Consider the following 17,597-nt stretch of genomic DNA (forward strand, 5'->3'; position numbering starts at 1 on the left):
CGCGCGTTCCCGACGGCACCTCCACCCCCCGGTCCTGCCGTGCGACCGGCCGCCCCCCGGGTCGGCGGCCGGCCCGCCTTCCCCGCCGGTTCCGACCGCATCGACAGGATGGCGGCAGCGTATGGCGCGGTTGTGGAACGATCCTTGAATCAGCAGGTCACGGCCTACCGCAGGGGGTTGGGTGTTCACGCTGTTGGGCCCGGTGGGCGCACGTCCGGGTGGCCGGCCGGCCGATGTCGGGCACGCCCGTCAGCAGTGCGTGCTGGTAGCGCTGTTGGTCGAGGCCAACGGGCTGGTGCCGCCCGACGTGCTGGTCGAACGGGTGTGGGGAGCGGAGGCGTCCCCGCGCGCCCGCAACACCCTGCACACCTACCTGGCGCGGCTGCGGCGCGCCCTCGGACCCGAGGTCGTGGTGGAACGCCAGTCCGGCGGCTACCGGCTGGTGGTCGACGAGGACGCGGTGGACCTGCACCGGTTCCGCAAGCTCACCGCCTCCGCACGCGCGGCCCGGTCCGACGACGAGGCGTTCGCGCTGCTCACGGAGGCGCTGGAGCTGTGGCGGGGCGAGGCGTTCACCGGTCTGGACACACCGTGGCTGACCGCCGTCCGGGCAGCGCTGGACGCCGAGCGGACCGCCGCCGAACTCGACCACGCCGACGTGGCGCTGCGCTTGGGCCGGCACGACGAGGTCCTCCCCCGCCTCCTCGTCCGCGCCGACGAACGGCCGCTGGACGAGCGCCTGGCCGCACAACTGATCACCGCCTTGTACCGGGCCGGGCGGCAGGCCGACGCACTGGGCCACTATGAGCGCGTGCGCCGCGAACTGGCCGACGAACTCGGCGCGGATCCCAGCCCCGCGCTGCGCGAACTGCACCGCCAGGTGCTCACCGCCGACCCGGCGCTGAACTGCTCCCCCGCCGCGCCCGTGCCCCGACAACTGCCCGCCGCGCCCCGGCTGTTCACCGGCCGCGGCGCCGACCTCAAGCGGCTGACCGGGGCGTTGGACGCCGGTGACGGCGTGCCGGTGTCGGTGGTCGGCGGGGCGGGCGGCATCGGCAAGACGTGGCTCGCGCTGCACTGGGCGCACCAGCACCTGGACCGGTTCCCGGACGGTCAACTGCACGTCAACTTGCGCGGTTTCGCCCCGTCGGGTGATCCCGTGCCGCCCGCGGTGGCGGTGCGCGGGTTCCTCGACGCGCTGGGCGTGCCGGCCTCCGCCGTGCCCTCCGGTCTCGACGCGCAGGCCGCGCTCTACCGGAGCCTGGTCGCCGGGCGGCGGCTGCTGGTCGTGCTGGACAACGCGGCCGACTCGGCGCAGGTCGCGCCGCTGCTGCCGGGCAGCCCGACGTGCGCGGTGCTGGTGACCAGCAGGCGGCGGCTGCCCGGCCTGGTCGCCGAGCACGGGGCGCACACCGTGGAGCTGGACGTCCTCGACGACGCCGAGGCGCGCGACCTGCTGGCCCGACACCTGGGCGCGGGCCGGGTGGCCGCCGAGCCGGACGCGGTCGCCGAACTGCTGGCGTGCTGTGCGGGGCTGCCCCTGGCACTGGCGATCACCGCGGCCCGCGCGGCGGCGCACCCCGGGTTCCCGCTCGCGGTGTGGGCGCGGGAGCTGCGGTCGATCGGCCTGGCCGCGCTGGACACCGGTGAGGCCGGGACGGGCCTGGAGGCGGTGTTCTCGTGGTCCTACCGGGCGCTGCCGGCGGAGACGGCCCGGGTGTTCCGGCTGCTGGGCGTGGTGCCGGGTCCGGACATCAGCCTGTCGGCCGTGGCCTCGTTGACCGGTCTGCCACTCCCCCGTGCGCTCTCCGCGCTGCGCGAGCTGACCGCCGCGCACCTGGTGCAGCAGCACGCGCCGGACCGGTTCCGGTTGCACGACCTGCTCCGCCTGTTCGCGGCGGAACGCGCGGCCGACTGCCCCGAAGCGCAGGCTGAACGCCGCTTGGTCGACTACTACCTGCACACGGCGTTCGCGGCGAACCGGATCACCGAGCCGTACCGGGTGGCCATCGAGCTGGACGAGCTTCCCGAGGGCTGTGCGCCCGACCCGCCGGCCGAGGACGTGTGGGAGTGGTTCTCCTTGGAGCACCAGAACCTTCTGGCCGTGCAGCGGCTCGCGGTGGAGCGCGGGTGGCACAAGGCGGTGTGGCAACTGGCGTGGACTCTGGACGACTACCACTTCCGCCAGGGCCTGCTGGCCGACGAGTACGCGGTGTGGCAGGCCGGTGCCGCGGCGGCGGAAGCGTTGTCCGACCACGAGGTCCGCGCCCGCGCCCACCGCTTGCTCGGCTACGCGGCCAACGACCTGGGCCGGGTCGAGGAGGCGTTGACGCACATGCGGGATGCGCTGGCCCTGTCCGAGCAGGCGGGTGACGTGCTGTCCCAGGCGCACACGCACTACGCGTTGTCCCGCTCGTTGTGCGACTCCGGCGACCCGGCCGCGGCGCTGCACCACAGCGAGCAGTCCCTGGTCCTGTACCGGCGGTTGGAGGACGAGGTGGGTGTCGCCGACGCCCTCAACGCCGCAGGCTGGCACGCCACCCACCTGGGCCACCACGACCGCGCCCAGGTTCTCCTGACCGAGGCCCTGGACCTCTACACCGCCCAGGACAACCAGCCCGGCGTGGCCAACACCCAGGACAGCCTGGGCCTGCTGGCCCACCAGACGGCTCGCCTCACCGACTCCCGCGAACACTACGAGCAGGCCCTGGCCCTGTTCCGCGAACTGGGCCATTCCTACGAGGAAGCCAACACCTTGGAACGCCTGGGCCACGTCCTGTCCGACCTCGGGGAACACGACCTGGCCCGCGACAGGTGGCAGGAAGCCCTCCACCTGCACACCACCCAACACCGCACCGCCGAAGCGAACCGCGTCCGCACCGCTCTGGAAGCGCTGGACGCCGGAATTGTCCCGTGAGTGACGTCGCGTCACACCGCCCCGGCTGCGGGCGTTGAACTCATCGGCGCCGCCGAGCGTTCCTCGTTCGATCGGTGAAGATCGCCAGGAGGGCGAACCAGATCAGGAGTGGACATCGGGGGCCGGAGGCACGCCCCGCCGCGACCAGGCCGCGTTGATGGCGGCGAGCGCGGCACTGCCGTCGGTGACGAAACGGTACTCGTGAGCCGGGTCACACCGTTGGACGGGCGGGTGCGTTCGGACAGTTTCCCGGGCGCAAACGACAACTCGGCAGAAGGGGGCGACGTGCGGGACGGGTTCGACGAGTTCGTCGCCGATCGGCTCGATCGGCTCTTGCGCTACGCCACCGCGATGACGTGCGACAAGCACCTCGCCAACGACATCGTGCAGGACGTGCTGCTGCGCGCCCGGGAGCGGTGGGCGCGGATCGCCGCGATGGACGCGCCCTACCTCTACGTCAAGCGGATGGTGACCAACGAGTACCTCTCGTGGCGCAGGCGTCGGGCCGCGCGGGACGTGTCCGCTTCGCACGCCGCCCTGGACGAGGTCGCGCCGCCGGTCGCCGACCACGCCGTGCGGCACGCGGAACGCGACGCCATGCGGCGGCGCATCGCGATGCTGCCGCGCAGGCAGCGGGCGGCGCTGGTGCTGCGCTACTACGAGGACAGCACGGACGCGGAGATCGCCGCCGTGCTCGGCTGCACGGAGAGCACCGTGCGCAGCCACATTTCACGCGCGCTGAAGACGTTGCGCGTCAACGAGAACACGCCGGTGGAGGTGCTGCGGTGACCGATCGGGAGATGTTGATCCGCGAGGCCATCGCGGCGGAGGCCGACGAGGCGGTGGACGCGCGCGAGGTGATGGCCCAACTCCACCGGCGCCGGGCGCGCCGCCGGACCGGTTCGCTGCTCGCGGTGGCCGCGCTGACCGCGGCCGCGGCGGCCGTGGCGGTGGTCGTGCCGATGACGGTGTCCCGCGACGCCGCACCACCGGCCACCAGTTCCACCGCCGTCACGCCGCTCGCCCCGCAGAACGTGCTGCTGGTGGGCCTGGACGAGTACCAGCACGCCGACAGCGTCGCCCTGGCGCGGGTGACGCCCACCGGGGTGGCCGTCGTGTCACTGCCACGCGACACGTGGGTCGAGGTGCCCGGCCAGGGCTCGGACCGGCTCACGCTGGTCTACACGAACGCGCACGACTCCGGGGGCGTGGCGGCCGGCGCGCAGGCGCTGACCAGGACCGTGGAGGCGCTGACCGGGGTGACCGTCGACCACTACGCGGTGGTGGAGATGAGCGCGTTCGCCAAGCTCGCCGACGCGGTCGGCGGGGTCGAGGTGTGCCTGAACGCGGCGACGAAGGACCTCCGGACGGGCGCGGACTTCCCGGCCGGGCAGCAGGTCGTGTCCGGTGACCGCGCGCTGGACTTCGTGCGGCAGCGCTACGGCCTGGTCCAAGGCGACCTGGACCGCGTCCGGCGGCAGCAGGCCTTCCTGTCCGCGCTGGGCGCCAAGCTGCTCGACCGGTCGTTCCTCGACGACACCGCCAAGGTCACCGGCCTGCTGGGCGTGGTCAGGTCGAGCGTCCAGACCGACGACGGCTGGGACCTGCTCGCCTTCGCCCGCGGCCTGACCGCAGGCACGCCGATCCGGGCCACCACCATCCCGGTGGAACCCGGCGAGGAACCGGCGGGCCACGTCCTGCGCCCCGATCCCGCGGCGGTGCGGCAGTTCGTCGGCACGTTCTTCGCCGACCAGCCCGCCGGTCCGTCCTCGGGCACCGCCACGGCCCCGGGCGGCGGCCCGGTCTGCGTGGACTGACGCTCGTTCAGGCGAGGGAGGCCAGGTCGAGGCGGTACCAGGCGTCGGCGGTGACGACGTGCAGCTCACCGCCTCGACCGATCACCCCCGCGTCCGCGGGCAACTGCTCACCACCGGGCAGCGTCAGCCGGTGGTGAGCCGTCACGCGCAACCGGTCGCCGTCCAACCACCCGACGACCAGTCGATCGCGGTCCTCTTCGTACCCCCCGAACAACCCCACCCGCCGCCCCACGACCGCCAACGCACGTACGCCCGTGATGTCGTTGTCCCACCGCGTGACCTTGCCGTCGCGCACCCGCACCACCGGGAATTCGGTGTAGTAGCAGGTCCATGCCTCGCGCTCGGTGACGTTGAGCGCGTAGCAGTCGGCGATCACCCACCCCGGGAACCGCCACACCGGCCGCAGATCCGGCCCGAACCGCACCAGCCCGTGGGCCGCGACCTCCGAACGGCCGAAGATGCCCTGGTCGAAGTACGCCACCCACACATCACCCCCAGCGGTCGTGTAGACGTGTTCGATGCCGTCGCCCAGGTCGGCCCGCCGGACCACCCGACCCTCGGAGTCGTAGACCACGGCGTTCGGGGCGGAGCCGCGGACGCGCGCCCCGACGAGCAGCACCTCGCCGTCCGGCAGCGGGTGGGCGGTCGGGAAGTCCAGGTCGATGTCAGAGATCTCGGTCAACACCACCGGATCGGGGTGGTGGGCGGTGACCCGCACCTTGTGCGTGCGGCGCGCCTTGGTGGAACCGGGCTTGCGCTGACGCGACGACAGCACGGACAACAGGGCGGGGTCGCACCACAAGACCACCAGTTCGCCCTGCGGGCCGACAGTCGCGGACACCATGACGTCCCCGTCCACCACCGGCTCGACCGGCGCGTGGTGGGCCACCTCTGCGATCACCGGCGCATGACAGCACGCCGACCCCGCTCGCGGCCGGCGACTTCTACAGCAGGCGCACGGCGTACGGCATGATGCCGCCGTAGCGAACCGGGGCGACGCGGACGTACGAGCCGGAGTACGGGGCCTCGACCATCATGCCGCCGCCCAGGTACAGGGCCACGTGGGTGCCGCCGCCGGGACCCCAGAACAGCATGTCGCCGCGCTGCGCCTGGGCCAGCGGCACCTTGCGGCCCGAGTTGTACTGGTAGCCGCTGTAGTGCTGGAGGTACACGCCGACGCCCGCGAACGCGTACATCATCAGGCCCGAGCAGTCGAAGCCGACGGTGTAGTAGTCGCCGTACGAGTCGCCGACGCCCCAGTCCCGCACGCCCACGGTCGGGCCGTTGTAGTTGCCGCCGCCCCACGAGTAGCGCACGCCGAGTTGCGACATCGCGCGTGCCACCACGGTTTCCACGCCACCGGTGGGCGCGGCCACCGGGCGGTCGACGGGCGCGGTGGGTTTGGCGGCCAAGGCGGCCTGGTGGGCGGCTTCCTCGTCCTCGCGGCGCTTCTGCTCGACCCACTGGTCGTACTGGGCGCGCTGGCCCTCCAGGCTCTGCACCGCGCCGAGCGCCGCGGTCAGTTCGCTCTCGACGCGGCTCTTGTCCCCCTCGATCGCCGCCGCCTGCGCGGCCTGGCCCTCGCGGGCCTGGGCGGCGGCCTGGTGGGCGGTGTCGGCGTCGCGCTTGGCCTGGTCGGCCGCCGCCTCCTTCTGGTTGGCGACGTCCAGGGCGGCGCGGGCGGCGGCGTCCTTGTTGGCCTTCTCCGAGCGGGCCCACTCGACGTCGTCGAGGGCGTTGAGGTTGGCGTCGCCGACCGCCGCGAGCAGCTGGTTGCGGGCCAGCAGGTCCTCCGGGCTGGACGCGCCCAGGTACGCCGACAGCGACCCGACCGTGCTGCCCTGCTGGTAGCTGGCGGCGGCGAACTCGTCCAGCTCGCGGCGCGCGGCCTCGACGGCCTGGCCGGCGGCGTCCGCCTCGGTGCGCGCGGCGTCGGCGGCCTGGCGGGCCTTGGCGGCCTCGTCCCGGGCGGTTTCGAGGTCGACGCGGGCCTTGTTGGCCAGTTCCATCTTCTGGGCGACGTCGTCGGTGAGCCGTTGCAGCTCCGCCTCGGCGGCGGTGAGCCGGCTGGTCAGCTCACCGACCCGCGCGGCCTTGGCGTCGGCCTCGCGCCGACCGGCGCTGATCTGGTCGTCACTGGGGTTGGGCGGCGGCGGTGGCACCGCCGCCGCCACGCCGGGGAGCAGGAGGAGCACCGCGACCAGCATGATCACCCACCGGGTCAAGACACCCGCCTCCCCACCCCGCTCGGCCGAACCGCGTTACACCGAATGGCGTCCCACGGACACGTTCCGAGACTGTGCCACTTCAGCACCAAGGTTTCCAATTGACCCCGCAAGAACTTCAGCCACACGGGTCACAGATGTTTACCGGGGGTGGGTGCTAGTTGACCTTGCGGTCGAGGTCGGCCCAGTACGGCTCGCGGAGCTTGAACTTCTGCACCTTGCCGGTGGCCGTGCGCGGGATCGCCTCGCGGAACTCCACCGAGGTCGGCGCCTTGTACCCGGCCAGCCGCTGCTTGCAGTGCGCGATCAGCTCGACCTCGGTGGCCCGCGCGCCGTCCGCGAGCACGACCAGCGCCTTGATCGTTTCACCCCACTTGTCGTGCGGCACGCCGATGACCGCCGCCTCGGCCACCGCGGGGTGGCTGAACAGGGCGTCCTCGACCTCGATGGACGACACGTTCTCGCCGCCGGTGATGATCACGTCCTTCTTGCGGTCGGAGATGGTCAGGTGGCCCTCGTCGTCGAGCGTGCCGCCGTCGCCGGTGTGGAACCAGCCGTCCTCGATCGCCTCGGCCGTGGCCTGCGGGTTCTCCCAGTAGCCGGCCATGACGTTGTTGGTGCGGGCCATGACCTCGCCGCTGTCGGCGATGCGCAGCCGGACCCCGAGCCCCGGCGCGCCGGCCCGCGACAGCTTCCGCGCGCGTTCCTCGGCGGGCAGGTCGTCGTCACCGGGGCGGGTGCGGTTGAAGGTGAGCAAGGGGGACGTTTCGGTGAGGCCGTAGAGCTGGAGGAATTCCCAACCAAGTTCCTCACCCACACGGGCGATGGTCCGGCTGGGCGGCGGCGCGCCCGCGCACACGATGCGCACCTTGTCCCGGCCGGGGATCTCGCCGTCCCACGTCTGCGCGGCGTCGAGGACGGAGTTCCACACGGCCGGCGCGCCGCACATCAGGGTGACGCCGTGGTCGCGGACGCGGCGCAGGATCTCGGCGCCGTCGACCTTGCGCAGCACCACCTGCGGCACGCCCAGGCCGGCCAGGCCGAACGGCATGCCCCAGCCGTTGCAGTGGAACATCGGCAGGACGTGCATGTAGACGTCCCGCTCCCACGCGCGGGTGTGCATGGCGAAGGTGACGGCGTTGAGCCAGATGTTGCGGTGCGTCATCTGGACGCCCTTGGGGCGGGCCGTCGTGCCGGACGTGTAGTTGATCGTGGCGGTCGCGTCCTCGTCCGGCGCGGACCACGGGCGCGGCTCGGTGCCCGGGCGGAGGAGTTGCTCGGTCTCCTCGCCGAGGGTGAAGCGGTGGCGGGCGGTGACCTGGTCGAGTTCGAGTTCGGGGTCGACGAGCAGCACGGACGCGCCGCTGTGCTCGACGATGTAGGACACCTCGTCGGGCCGCAGCCGGAAGTTCACCGGCACGCAGATCCGGCCGCTCGCGGGGACGGCGTGCAGGAGTTCGAGGAGGCGGGCGGAGTTGTGGCTGACGACGGCGACGCGCTCGCCTTCACCGATGTCCAGGGCGTCGAACCCGGCCTGCCAGGCCCGGACCCGGTTCGCGAACTCGCGGTAGGTGGTGGTGGGGACGGGCGCGGCGGGCTGGTTCGGCTCGTCGACGGTGGCGGTGGTGTCCGCGTGGACGTGCTCGGCGCGGTAGAGGAAGTCGGCGACTGTGAGGGGTACGCGCATACGGGAGGACCTTATTGAGCTGCGTCACACACGGCTACTCACCGGTTCAGCCGGAGGCCGGCACGAACCGGCGGTGCAGCGGCTGCGGGTCGCGGGCCTGGTCGCCGTGCGCGAGGACGAAGCCGCGCAACGGATCGCGTGGTGCGACCGGGTCGCGCATGACCACCCAGCTCACGTTCTCGCCGAAGTCCGGTGTGGTCAGCGACCCTCGTAGCGGAAGAAGCCGCCCGCGGGCAGCGACTCCGGCAGGTCGAGCGTGATCGGCGACTCCACGCCGGCCGCTCACCCAGTGCTCGCTGAGCCGGTGGAAGTGCACGTTCGCCAGCTCGAAGCGCTCCCCGTCGAGCTTGACCCAGTGGCTGCCCAACGGCCGGAAGCGGACGCCGTGGGACTCGTGCTCCACCTCGAAGCGGCCCTCGTGCCAGCCCACGGCGAAATCGACCGAGACCTTCACGGCCCGGCGCACGTTGATCGGTGACTGCTGCTCCCCCATGAGATCATCTTCCCAGCTCAGAGCGTTCCCAGGAGGGTGAAAGACGATCACTGACGGCTGATCACCACGTGCTCGGATCGCCCCACGTGCGCACCGGACCCGACTCCACCACCGGCACCGCCACCAGGTCCGGCACCGTCTCCTGCACCGGCCCGCGCACGAGCGCCGAAGCGACCCCGTCGTAAGGCGTCGGCTCGTCGTTGCAGATCACCACGAGCGCACCGGCCTGCGCCGCCAACCCCACCAGACCGGCCGCCGGCTCCACCGACAACGACGTCCCGACCACCAGCATCAGGTCGCAGTCCAGCGCCGCCACCCGCGCCGACCGCAGCACGTCGGGGTCCAGGGGCTCGCCGAACGCCACCGCGGTCGACTTCAGGGTCCCGCCGCACGTCGTGCAGTCCGGGTCCTCCTCCCCCGCCCGCACCCGCGCCACCGCGTCCGCCATCGGACCCAGCGCACCGCAGTCCGCGCACACGGTCCCCAGCATCGACCCGTGCAACTCGACCACCGCCGACGACCCGGCCCGCTGGTGCAGCCCGTCGACGTTCTGCGTCAGCAGTGTCCGCAACCGCCCCGCCCGCTCCAGGTCCGCGACCGCCCGGTGCGCCGCGTTGGGCGACGCCGTCCACAGCGGGTGCTCGGCCCGGAAGCGCCACGCCGCCCGCCGCACGGACGGGTCCTTCAGGTAGCTCTCCAGGGTGTCCCCGCGGCCCAACCGGGTCCACAGCCCCGACGTCCCGCGGAAGTCGGGGATGCCCGACGCCGTGGACACCCCGGCCCCGGTGAGCACGGTGATCCGCCGCGCCGCGGCCATCGCGTCCCGTGCGTCCATGCGCTCCACCCTCGCACGCCCCGGTTTGCGAGCATGACCCGGTGCGCAGGACGTGGGGAGCGGTCGTCGGGGTTGTCGGCTTGATCACAGGCGTGGCGGGGACGTTCCTGCCGTGGCTGCGGTCCGGGTCGGTGGTGCGGAACAGTTACGAGGTGCTCGCGTTCCGTGGTTTCGCCGGGTTGGACGGGGCGGCCGGCGAGGTGGTCCGGGGCGTCTGGGTGGCGATCACCCCCTTGGCGGTGTCCTGCGTGGTGCTTTGGGTGCTGCGACTTCACCGGTTCGCCGCATGCGCCGGACTGGTTTTTGGCACGATTGCGGGAACGGTGGCGGCCCTTGCCGCCGTCCAAGGGGGCAACGAGGGAGCACTGGTCGGGATCACCCTGACCGGACCGGTGGTGACCCTCGGTGGTGCGTTGCTGGGGGTCGCGGGTGCGATCACCGTGCTCACCGCGAAATCCCGCACCGTGATCGTGAGTCCAGGAGGAGCACCGTGAGCTACCCAGGTGGCGGCGGAGGCGAATGGCCACCGCAGAACAACCCCTACGGCCAGCCGCAGCCCGGCTTCGGCCAGCAGGGCGGCTACCCGCAGCAGCAGCCGCAGCCCGGTTTCGGGCAGCCGGGCGGGTACCCGCAGACCGGTCCGCAGCCCCAGCAGGGCTTCCCGCAGACCGGCCCGCAGGGCTTCCCCCAGCAGGGGTACGGCCAGCAGCCCGGGTTCGGCGGACCGCAGCAGCCGTTCGGCCAGCAGCCCTACGGTTTCGACGGCGGTGAGCCGCCGAAGAAGAAGCGCACGGGGCTGATCATCACGGCGGTCGTCGCCGTGATCGCGCTCGCCGCGGGCACCTTCTTCACGGTGCAGGCGCTGCGCAGCTCCGACGTGGCGGCGGGCTCGGAGACCCCGACCACCGCGGCGAACAACCTGCTCAGCGCGCTGGGCAGCGGTGACGTCCTGGGCATCATGAACGGCCTGGCGCCCGCCGAGGCCAAGCTGAGCAAGGACTACACCGAGGCCACCGTCGACGAGGCCAAGCGGCTGGAGATCCTGAAGAAGGACGCGGACCCGCAGAAGATCAGCGGCATCCAGATCAAGAGCGAGGGCATCAAGTTCGACGACGCCGCCGCCGAGAAGGTCAACGACCGCCTGACCATCAACAAGGTGGTCGAGGGCAAGATCACGGTGACCTCGGACGTCAAGCAGATCCCGCTGACCGACAAGCTGGTCAAGGCGCTGGGCGCGAAGCTGGACCAGGAGCCCGAGACCGAGACGCTCGACTTCGCCAAGGAGAAGGAGAAGCGCAAGGGCAAGCCGATCGGCATCGCGACGATCAAGGTCGGCGACGACTGGTACCCGTCGCTGTTCTACACGATCGCCAACGCCTACCTCGAGGAAGAGGACCTGAAGTGGCCCGCGCAGGGCATCAAGCCCGCCGGCGCGGACAGCGCGGAGGGCGCGGCGAAGCAGATCGTGGAGAAGGCGCTGGCCGGTGACCTGGAGGGCGTCATCGCCCTGCTGCCGCCGGACGAGATGGGCGTGCTCCAGGACCTGGGCCCGGTCCTGCTGGACCAGGCCGGTCGCATGGGCGACAGCGGCGCCAAGCTGGTGGAGCTGGAGACGGACTCGAAGGACGTCACCGGCGGCAAGCAGCTGACCATCAAGAAGCTGGTCCTCGACGTCAAGGGCGAGCGCGGCGAGATCACCCGCGACGGCGACTGCTACACCGCCAAGGCCCAGGGCGAGAAGACCCAGAAGATCTGCGCGGACGAGATCGCCCAGCTCGTCGAGCAGCAGGGCGGCCGGGACGTGCCGCCGGCGGCGGTCGACGTGATCTCCCGCGTCGGCGCGCAGGTGCTCAAGGACGGTCTCGGCGTGGTCGCCACCGAGGTGGACGGCAAGTGGTACGTCAGCCCGATCCGGACGTACAGCGAGGTCGTGCTGACCCTGATGCGCGGTCTCCAGCCGAAGGACATCGACGAGCTGCTGAAGCTGGTCAAGTAAGTCCTGCGACGAAGCCCCCGCTCGGCTCCGGCCGGCGGGGGCTTCGTCACGCCCGGCGCGGGCCGAGGGTGCGGGCGAGCCAGGTGCCGCCGATGGTCAGGGCCAATGCGCACACGGCGGAGGTGGTGAGGGCGGTGGGGATGCCGCGGTCGTGGCCGAGGGCGCCGAGGACGTTGCCGATGGGCGGGACCTGGCCGAACAGGAACGCGGCGAACACCAAGGCCACCGCGAGCAGCACCGACCACCCGTGCTGCGTGACGACCGGACGCGCGCACAGCACACCCACGCCCACTCCGGTCAACCCGCACACCAGCAGCGCCGCGAACCCGATCGCGATCACCGACAGCGGATACGGCCTGGGCTGGGTCAGGACCGGTGCCAGAGTCGCCAGGAGTGCCACGAACAGCGCGGCCAGCGCGGACAGGGTTGCGACCGCCGCGTGGACCCGCCACCAGCCTGCCGTCGCCACCGTCACCGTGCGCCGCACGGGGTCTTCGGCCGTCGCGATCACGATGGTCAGCCACACCGCGACCGGGTAGACGAACACGCACGTCCCGGCGTAGGCGGACAGGGGCGGGCCGGCGTCGGACGAGTTCAGCATCGCCAGCACGGCCCCGAACAGCAGCAACGGCGGCAGCCAGCGCTGGGTGCGCAGGACGTCGGCCAGCAGGTACCGCACCAGGGCCGTCACCACCGCACGCTCCGCACCGAGCAACCCAGTCGCAGGACCGACGCCAACACCTGGTCGCTGTGGGTTGCGACGACCTCCACACGCGCACCCGAACCGACCGCAGCGGCTGAGAGAACCCCCTCTAGAGCGCTGACCTCGGGCAACAGCGCCCCGACCCGGGCCAGTTCGATGACCACGCCGGTCGAGGTGGCCCCCAGTGGCAGCTCGCGCGCGCCGGGGAGGTCGTGGCCGTGGTGGTCGGTGACCAGGACGGCGGCTGTAGTCGAGGCCAGGAAGGCCCGGAGGGCGGAGGCGGCGGCGACGTCCAGGCCGGACCAGGGTTCGTCCAGGACCAGCAGGTCGCGCGCGGTCAGGGCTTGGACCAGGGCGATCTTCTGGGTGTTGCCCTTCGACAAGGTGGCCATGGGGGCGTCCGGGTCGCCGACGAAACCGAGCGCTTCGACCAGGTCCCAGCGGACCGGGACGCCGCGCACGGCCGCTTGGTGCCGCAGGTAGTCCCGGGCGCTCAACCGCACACCGGACGGGAAGCGCTCGGGCAGCCAACCCACCGAACGCGGCCGGGACACCGTGCCCGCCGAAGGCTTGCTCAGGCCGGCGGCGATGCGCAGCAGGGTGGACTTGCCGGAGCCGTTGCCCCCGGTGACGACCACGGCCTCACCGGGCTCCACGGACAGCGAGACGTCCCGCAGCACCCACGGACCGCGTCCGTACCGCTTCCCGATTCGATCAAGACGGACCACGGGTGTGATGATGCTCCGATCTACGTGGGGCCGGCTTGAAGCCGAATACAGGACACGCGTACTGTTTAGGCCGAGAGCGCGCCGCACTCCCGGGTGCGGAAGACTCACCAGAAGTTCCCAAACCGACTTTGCGCGTCACCAGATGGAGTTTCACGTGACTGCACCAGCGAGCAAGGACAGCTTCGGCGCCCGCGGCACGCTCACCGTGGGGGACGCCTCGTACGAGGTGTTCCGGCTGAGCGCGGTCGAGGGCGCCGAGCGTCTGCCGTACAGCTTGAAGATCCTGCTGGAGAACCTGCTGCGCACCGAGGACGGCGCGAACATCACCGCCGACCACGTGCGCGCCCTGGGTTCCTGGGACCCGTCCGCCGAGCCGGACACGGAGATCCAGTTCACCCCGGCCCGGGTGGTGATGCAGGACTTCACCGGCGTGCCCTGCGTGGTCGACCTGGCCACCATGCGCGAGGCCGTCACCCACCTGGGCGGCGACCCGTCGAAGGTCAACCCGCTGGCGCCCGCCGAGCTGGTCATCGACCACTCGGTCATCGCCGACATCTTCGGCCGCCCGGACGCGTTCGAGCTGAACGTCGACCTGGAGTACGAGCGCAACAAGGAGCGCTACCAGTTCCTGCGCTGGGGCCAGACGGCGTTCGACGAGTTCAAGGTCGTCCCGCCGGGCACCGGCATCGTGCACCAGGTCAACATCGAGCACCTGGCCCGCGTGGTCATGGTCAGGGGTGGCCAGGCGTACCCGGACACGCTGGTCGGCACCGACTCGCACACCACGATGGTCAACGGCATCGGCGTGCTGGGCTGGGGCGTCGGCGGCATCGAGGCCGAGGCGGCCATGCTGGGCCAGCCGGTGTCGATGCTCATCCCGCGCGTGGTCGGCTTCAAGCTGCACGGCGAGCTGCCCGCCGGCGCGACCGCGACGGACCTGGTGCTGACGATCACCGAGATGCTGCGCAAGCACGGCGTGGTCGGCAAGTTCGTCGAGTTCTACGGCTCGGGCGTGGGCGCGGTGCCGCTGGCCAACCGCGCCACCATCGGCAACATGAGCCCGGAGTTCGGCTCGACCTGCGCGATCTTCCCGATCGACGGCGAGACCATCGACTACCTGAAGCTGACCGGCCGCTCGGCCGAGCAGCTCGCCCTGGTCGAGGCCTACGCCAAGGAGCAGGGCCTGTGGCACGACCCGGCGCACGAGCCGGTGTACTCCGAGACGCTGGAGCTGGACCTGTCGACGGTCGTCCCGTCGATCGCCGGCCCCAAGCGCCCGCAGGACCGCATCGAGCTGGCCAACGCCAAGGAGGCGTTCCGCCAGGCGCTGGGTGCCTACGTGGCGCACACCGAGGACAACTCCAAGTCCACTGTGGACGAGGCCGTGGACGAGACGTTCCCGGCCAGCGACCCGATCTCGGTGTCCAACGGCGACAGCGGCGGCGAGCCGCGGGTGTTCCACTCAGCCGCCGAGGGCTCCAAGGGCCGGCCGTCCAACCCGGTCAAGGTGACCGTGGACGGCGCCGAGTTCGAGCTGGACCACGGCGCGGTCGCGATCGCCGCGATCACCTCGTGCACCAACACGTCCAACCCGTCGGTGATGATCGGCGCGGCGCTGCTGGCGAAGAAGGCCGTGGAGAAGGGCCTGGAGCGCAAGCCGTGGGTCAAGACGACCCTGGCGCCGGGCTCGAAGGTCGTCATGGACTACTACGAGCGCGCGGGCCTGCTGCCGTACCTGGAGAAGCTCGGCTTCCACCTGGTCGGCTACGGCTGCACCACGTGCATCGGCAACTCCGGTCCGCTGCAGGACGAGATCTCGGCCGGCATCAACCAGGGCGACCTGGCCGCGGTGTCGGTGCTGTCGGGCAACCGGAACTTCGAGGGCCGGATCAACCCGGACATCAAGATGAACTACCTCGCGTCCCCGCCGCTGGTGGTGGCGTACGCGCTGGCCGGTTCGATGGACAAGGACATCACCACCGAGCCGCTGGGCACCGACCCGTCCGGCGCGCCGGTGTACCTGGCCGACATCTGGCCGTCGCCGCAGGAGATCTCCGAGGTCGTCGCGTCGGCGATCTCGCCGGAGGGCTTCACCAAGGGCTACGCGGACGTGTTCGCGGGCGACCAGCGCTGGCAGTCGCTGCCCACGCCGACCGGCAAGACCTTCGAGTGGGACGCCGAGTCCACCTACGTGCGCAAGCCCCCGTACTTCGAGGGCATGGAGATGGAACCGAAGCCGGTCACCGAGATCGGCGGCGCGCGCGTGCTGGCGCTGCTGGGCGACTCGGTCACCACGGACCACATCTCCCCCGCCGGCGCCATCAAGGCCGACTCGCCCGCGGGCAAGTACCTCACCGAGCACGGTGTGGAGCGCAAGGACTTCAACTCCTACGGTTCCCGCCGCGGCAACCACGAGGTGATGATCCGGGGCACGTTCGCCAACATCCGCCTGCGCAACCTCTTGCTGGACGACGTGCAGGGCGGGTTCACCCGGAACTTCCTGGAGGAGGGCGCGCCGCAGACCACCATCTACGACGCGTCGGTCGCCTACGCCGCCGCCGGTGTGCCGCTGGTGGTGCTGGCGGGCAAGGAGTACGGCTCGGGCTCGTCCCGCGACTGGGCCGCGAAGGGCACCTCGCTGCTGGGCGTGCGTGCGGTCATCGCCGAGTCCTTCGAGCGCATCCACCGGTCGAACCTGATCGGCATGGGCGTCCTGCCGCTGCAGTTCCCGGCCGGCGAGTCCGCGTCGTCGCTGGGCCTGGACGGCACGGAGACCTACGACTTCACCGGCATCACCGCGCTGAACAACGGTGAGACGCCGCGGACGGTCAAGGTCGTGGCCACGAAGGCGGACGGCGCGAAGGTGGAGTTCGACGCGGTGGTCCGCATCGACACGCCCGGTGAGGCCGACTACTACCGCAACGGCGGCATCATGCAGTACGTGCTCCGCAAGATGGTCCGCAGCTAGTCGCTCGACCTGAAGGGGCCGTCCACCTGCCGGGTGGGCGGCCCTTTTGGTTGGGCGACTATTTCCGCGGAAGGTGTAACGCAGCGCCGATCAAAAACGACGGACGCTCGTCTTCACCCCTTCGAGTGATAACCCTTCAGCCCCGCCAAATTCGCACCCAACCTTCGACTACCGACCCGTTCCTACTTCGCCAGAGCGCCTTTCAGCCGGATCTTCGCTGGTCCGCGCCTGTTCGGGGATCGACCACCGGCCCTTGCCGCCAATTGCGCGACGTGCGGGTGGCCGCACGCGTGGAATCGGCGTGCACAGGGAGGTGCGAATGCGCAGAAAAGCACTGGCGGTCGCTCGCCCCGCGCCTGGGTCGCGGTCGGCGGGCAGGACGAGGTGTTCCGGCAGGTCGGCGCGCAGGCCGCGCGGGACTTCCTGCGGGCGGAGCTGATCGTGGTGCCGGTGGTGTTGTTGCTGCTGGTCCTGCTCTACCGGAGGGTGTCCCTGGCGCTGGTGACGATCGGGGTCGGGCTGTTCGCGATGGTCGCCACGCTCGCCGGGCTAGTCCGTGGCGGGGGCGCTGACGATCCTGCCCGCCGCGCTGGCGATGCTGAAGCCACATCCGGCGCGGGAGCGGTCGGCCGGGTTGTGGGCGCGTACGGCCAATATTGCCATGAACCGTCCATTGTGGACGGGTGGTGTGGCCTTGGTCGGGTTGTTGCTGGTGGCCGCGCCGGTGTTGGGACCGCGGTTCGGGTTGCCGGACGACCGGATCCTGCCGCCGGACGCGTCCAGCCGCAGGAGCAGACCGACGCCGTCCGCGTGGTCGGCGCGGGGGTGCGGGACCCGGGCGCGGTGGCGGAGGCTGAGCCTGCGACGGGATGTCGCGGATCTGCCCGAACCCGGTGCGGATCTCCTCCTGCACCACGGAGCGCTGGAGGCCGGTGGTCACGGCGGTCCGCTCGTCCCCGCTGTGGTGGTACTCCTCGGAGCCGCTGATCACCGCCGCCGGCGCGATCCTGGCCCTGTCGTTCGCCGCCTACACCACGGGCAGCGTCATGTACCTGCAGATGCTCGGCGCGGGCATGGCGGTCGCGGTGCTGGTGGACGCCACCGTGGTGCGGGCCGTGCTGGTGCCGGCGCTGATGCGGTTGGCGGGTCGGGCGAACTGGTGGGCGCCACCGTTCCTGCGCCGCGTGCACACCCGGTTCGGCCTCGCCGAGGGCTCGCTAGGGTGATC

The 17,597-nt window shown here is 71.6% G+C and carries 14 protein-coding genes; 7 read left to right on the top strand and 7 right to left on the bottom strand.

What is annotated here, in order from left to right; all coding sequences use genetic code 11:
* Positions 1-181 precede the first annotated feature (181 nt).
* The 3 genes from RIN75_RS06110 to RIN75_RS06120 all read left to right on the top strand — a co-directional run bounded on the left by RIN75_RS06110 (position 182) and on the right by RIN75_RS06120 (position 4,734).
* Positions 182-2,917: a BTAD domain-containing putative transcriptional regulator gene (locus RIN75_RS06110; RefSeq protein ID WP_309110780.1), complete on the top strand. Its 2,736-nt coding sequence runs from the start codon at positions 182-184 to the stop codon at positions 2,915-2,917.
* A 285-nt stretch (positions 2,918-3,202) separates the two neighbouring features.
* Positions 3,203-3,706, top strand: a complete 504-nt coding sequence (locus RIN75_RS06115; RefSeq protein ID WP_309110781.1) for a SigE family RNA polymerase sigma factor — start codon at positions 3,203-3,205, stop codon at positions 3,704-3,706.
* Positions 3,703-4,734 (top strand): LCP family protein, encoded by a 1,032-nt coding sequence (locus tag RIN75_RS06120; RefSeq protein ID WP_309110782.1) that lies wholly within the window; start codon positions 3,703-3,705, stop codon positions 4,732-4,734. Before RIN75_RS06115 ends, RIN75_RS06120 begins: the two co-directional genes overlap by 4 nt.
* 7 nt (positions 4,735-4,741) lie before the next feature.
* On the opposite strand, the gene RIN75_RS06125 is transcribed toward RIN75_RS06120, so the two are convergent.
* The 5 genes from RIN75_RS06125 to RIN75_RS06145 all read right to left on the bottom strand — a co-directional run bounded on the left by RIN75_RS06125 (position 4,742) and on the right by RIN75_RS06145 (position 9,974).
* Complete coding sequence (locus tag RIN75_RS06125; RefSeq protein WP_309110783.1) at positions 4,742-5,635, bottom strand: hypothetical protein; 894 nt, start codon at positions 5,633-5,635, stop codon at positions 4,742-4,744.
* A gap of 43 nt (positions 5,636-5,678) precedes the next feature.
* A complete protein-coding gene (locus RIN75_RS06130; protein ID WP_309110784.1) occupies positions 5,679-6,959 on the bottom strand; it encodes an NlpC/P60 family protein in 1,281 nt (426 codons plus the stop codon).
* Between the two features lie 157 nt (positions 6,960-7,116).
* Complete coding sequence (locus RIN75_RS06135; RefSeq protein ID WP_309110785.1) at positions 7,117-8,646, bottom strand: AMP-binding protein; 1,530 nt, start codon at positions 8,644-8,646, stop codon at positions 7,117-7,119.
* A gap of 46 nt (positions 8,647-8,692) precedes the next feature.
* On the bottom strand, positions 8,693-9,139 hold the full coding sequence (locus tag RIN75_RS06140; protein WP_309110786.1) for a hypothetical protein: 447 nt from the start codon (positions 9,137-9,139) through the stop codon (positions 8,693-8,695).
* Positions 9,140-9,200: 61 nt separating this feature from the next.
* Entirely contained in the window at positions 9,201-9,974 is a 774-nt protein-coding gene (locus tag RIN75_RS06145; RefSeq protein WP_309110787.1) for a Sir2 family NAD-dependent protein deacetylase, read from the bottom strand.
* A gap of 41 nt (positions 9,975-10,015) precedes the next feature.
* On the opposite strand from RIN75_RS06145, the gene RIN75_RS06150 reads away from it, so the two are divergent.
* Both RIN75_RS06150 and RIN75_RS06155 read left to right on the top strand, forming a co-directional pair.
* The gene (locus RIN75_RS06150) at positions 10,016-10,468 is read left to right on the top strand and encodes a hypothetical protein (protein WP_309110788.1); all 453 of its coding nucleotides are present in this window, start codon (positions 10,016-10,018) and stop codon (positions 10,466-10,468) included.
* Positions 10,465-11,970 carry a flagellar basal body protein FliL gene (locus tag RIN75_RS06155; protein WP_309110789.1) on the top strand — a complete coding sequence of 502 codons (1,506 nt, stop codon included), beginning with the start codon at positions 10,465-10,467 and terminating at the stop codon, positions 11,968-11,970. The genes RIN75_RS06150 and RIN75_RS06155 overlap by 4 nt, the downstream gene beginning before the upstream one ends.
* A gap of 46 nt (positions 11,971-12,016) precedes the next feature.
* Here RIN75_RS06155 and RIN75_RS06160 read toward each other — a convergent pair whose 3' ends face one another.
* Positions 12,017-12,661, bottom strand: coding sequence for a hypothetical protein (locus RIN75_RS06160; protein WP_309110790.1), 645 nt, complete (start codon positions 12,659-12,661; stop codon positions 12,017-12,019).
* Positions 12,658-13,401, bottom strand: coding sequence for an ABC transporter ATP-binding protein (locus RIN75_RS06165; protein ID WP_309110791.1), 744 nt, complete (start codon positions 13,399-13,401; stop codon positions 12,658-12,660). Before RIN75_RS06165 ends, RIN75_RS06160 begins: the two co-directional genes overlap by 4 nt.
* A 154-nt stretch (positions 13,402-13,555) precedes the next feature.
* Here RIN75_RS06165 and RIN75_RS06170 point away from each other — a divergent pair, with 154 nt between their 5' ends.
* Positions 13,556-16,369 (top strand): aconitate hydratase, encoded by a 2,814-nt coding sequence (locus tag RIN75_RS06170; protein ID WP_309110792.1) that lies wholly within the window; start codon positions 13,556-13,558, stop codon positions 16,367-16,369.
* Positions 16,370-17,238: 869 nt separating this feature from the next.
* Positions 17,239-17,595 (top strand): MMPL family transporter, encoded by a 357-nt coding sequence (locus tag RIN75_RS06175; RefSeq protein WP_309110793.1) that lies wholly within the window; start codon positions 17,239-17,241, stop codon positions 17,593-17,595.
* Positions 17,596-17,597: the final 2 nt, after the last annotated feature.

It is taken from the genome of Saccharothrix sp. (assembly GCF_031180885.1).
Lineage (GTDB): Bacteria > Actinomycetota > Actinomycetes > Mycobacteriales > Pseudonocardiaceae > Actinosynnema.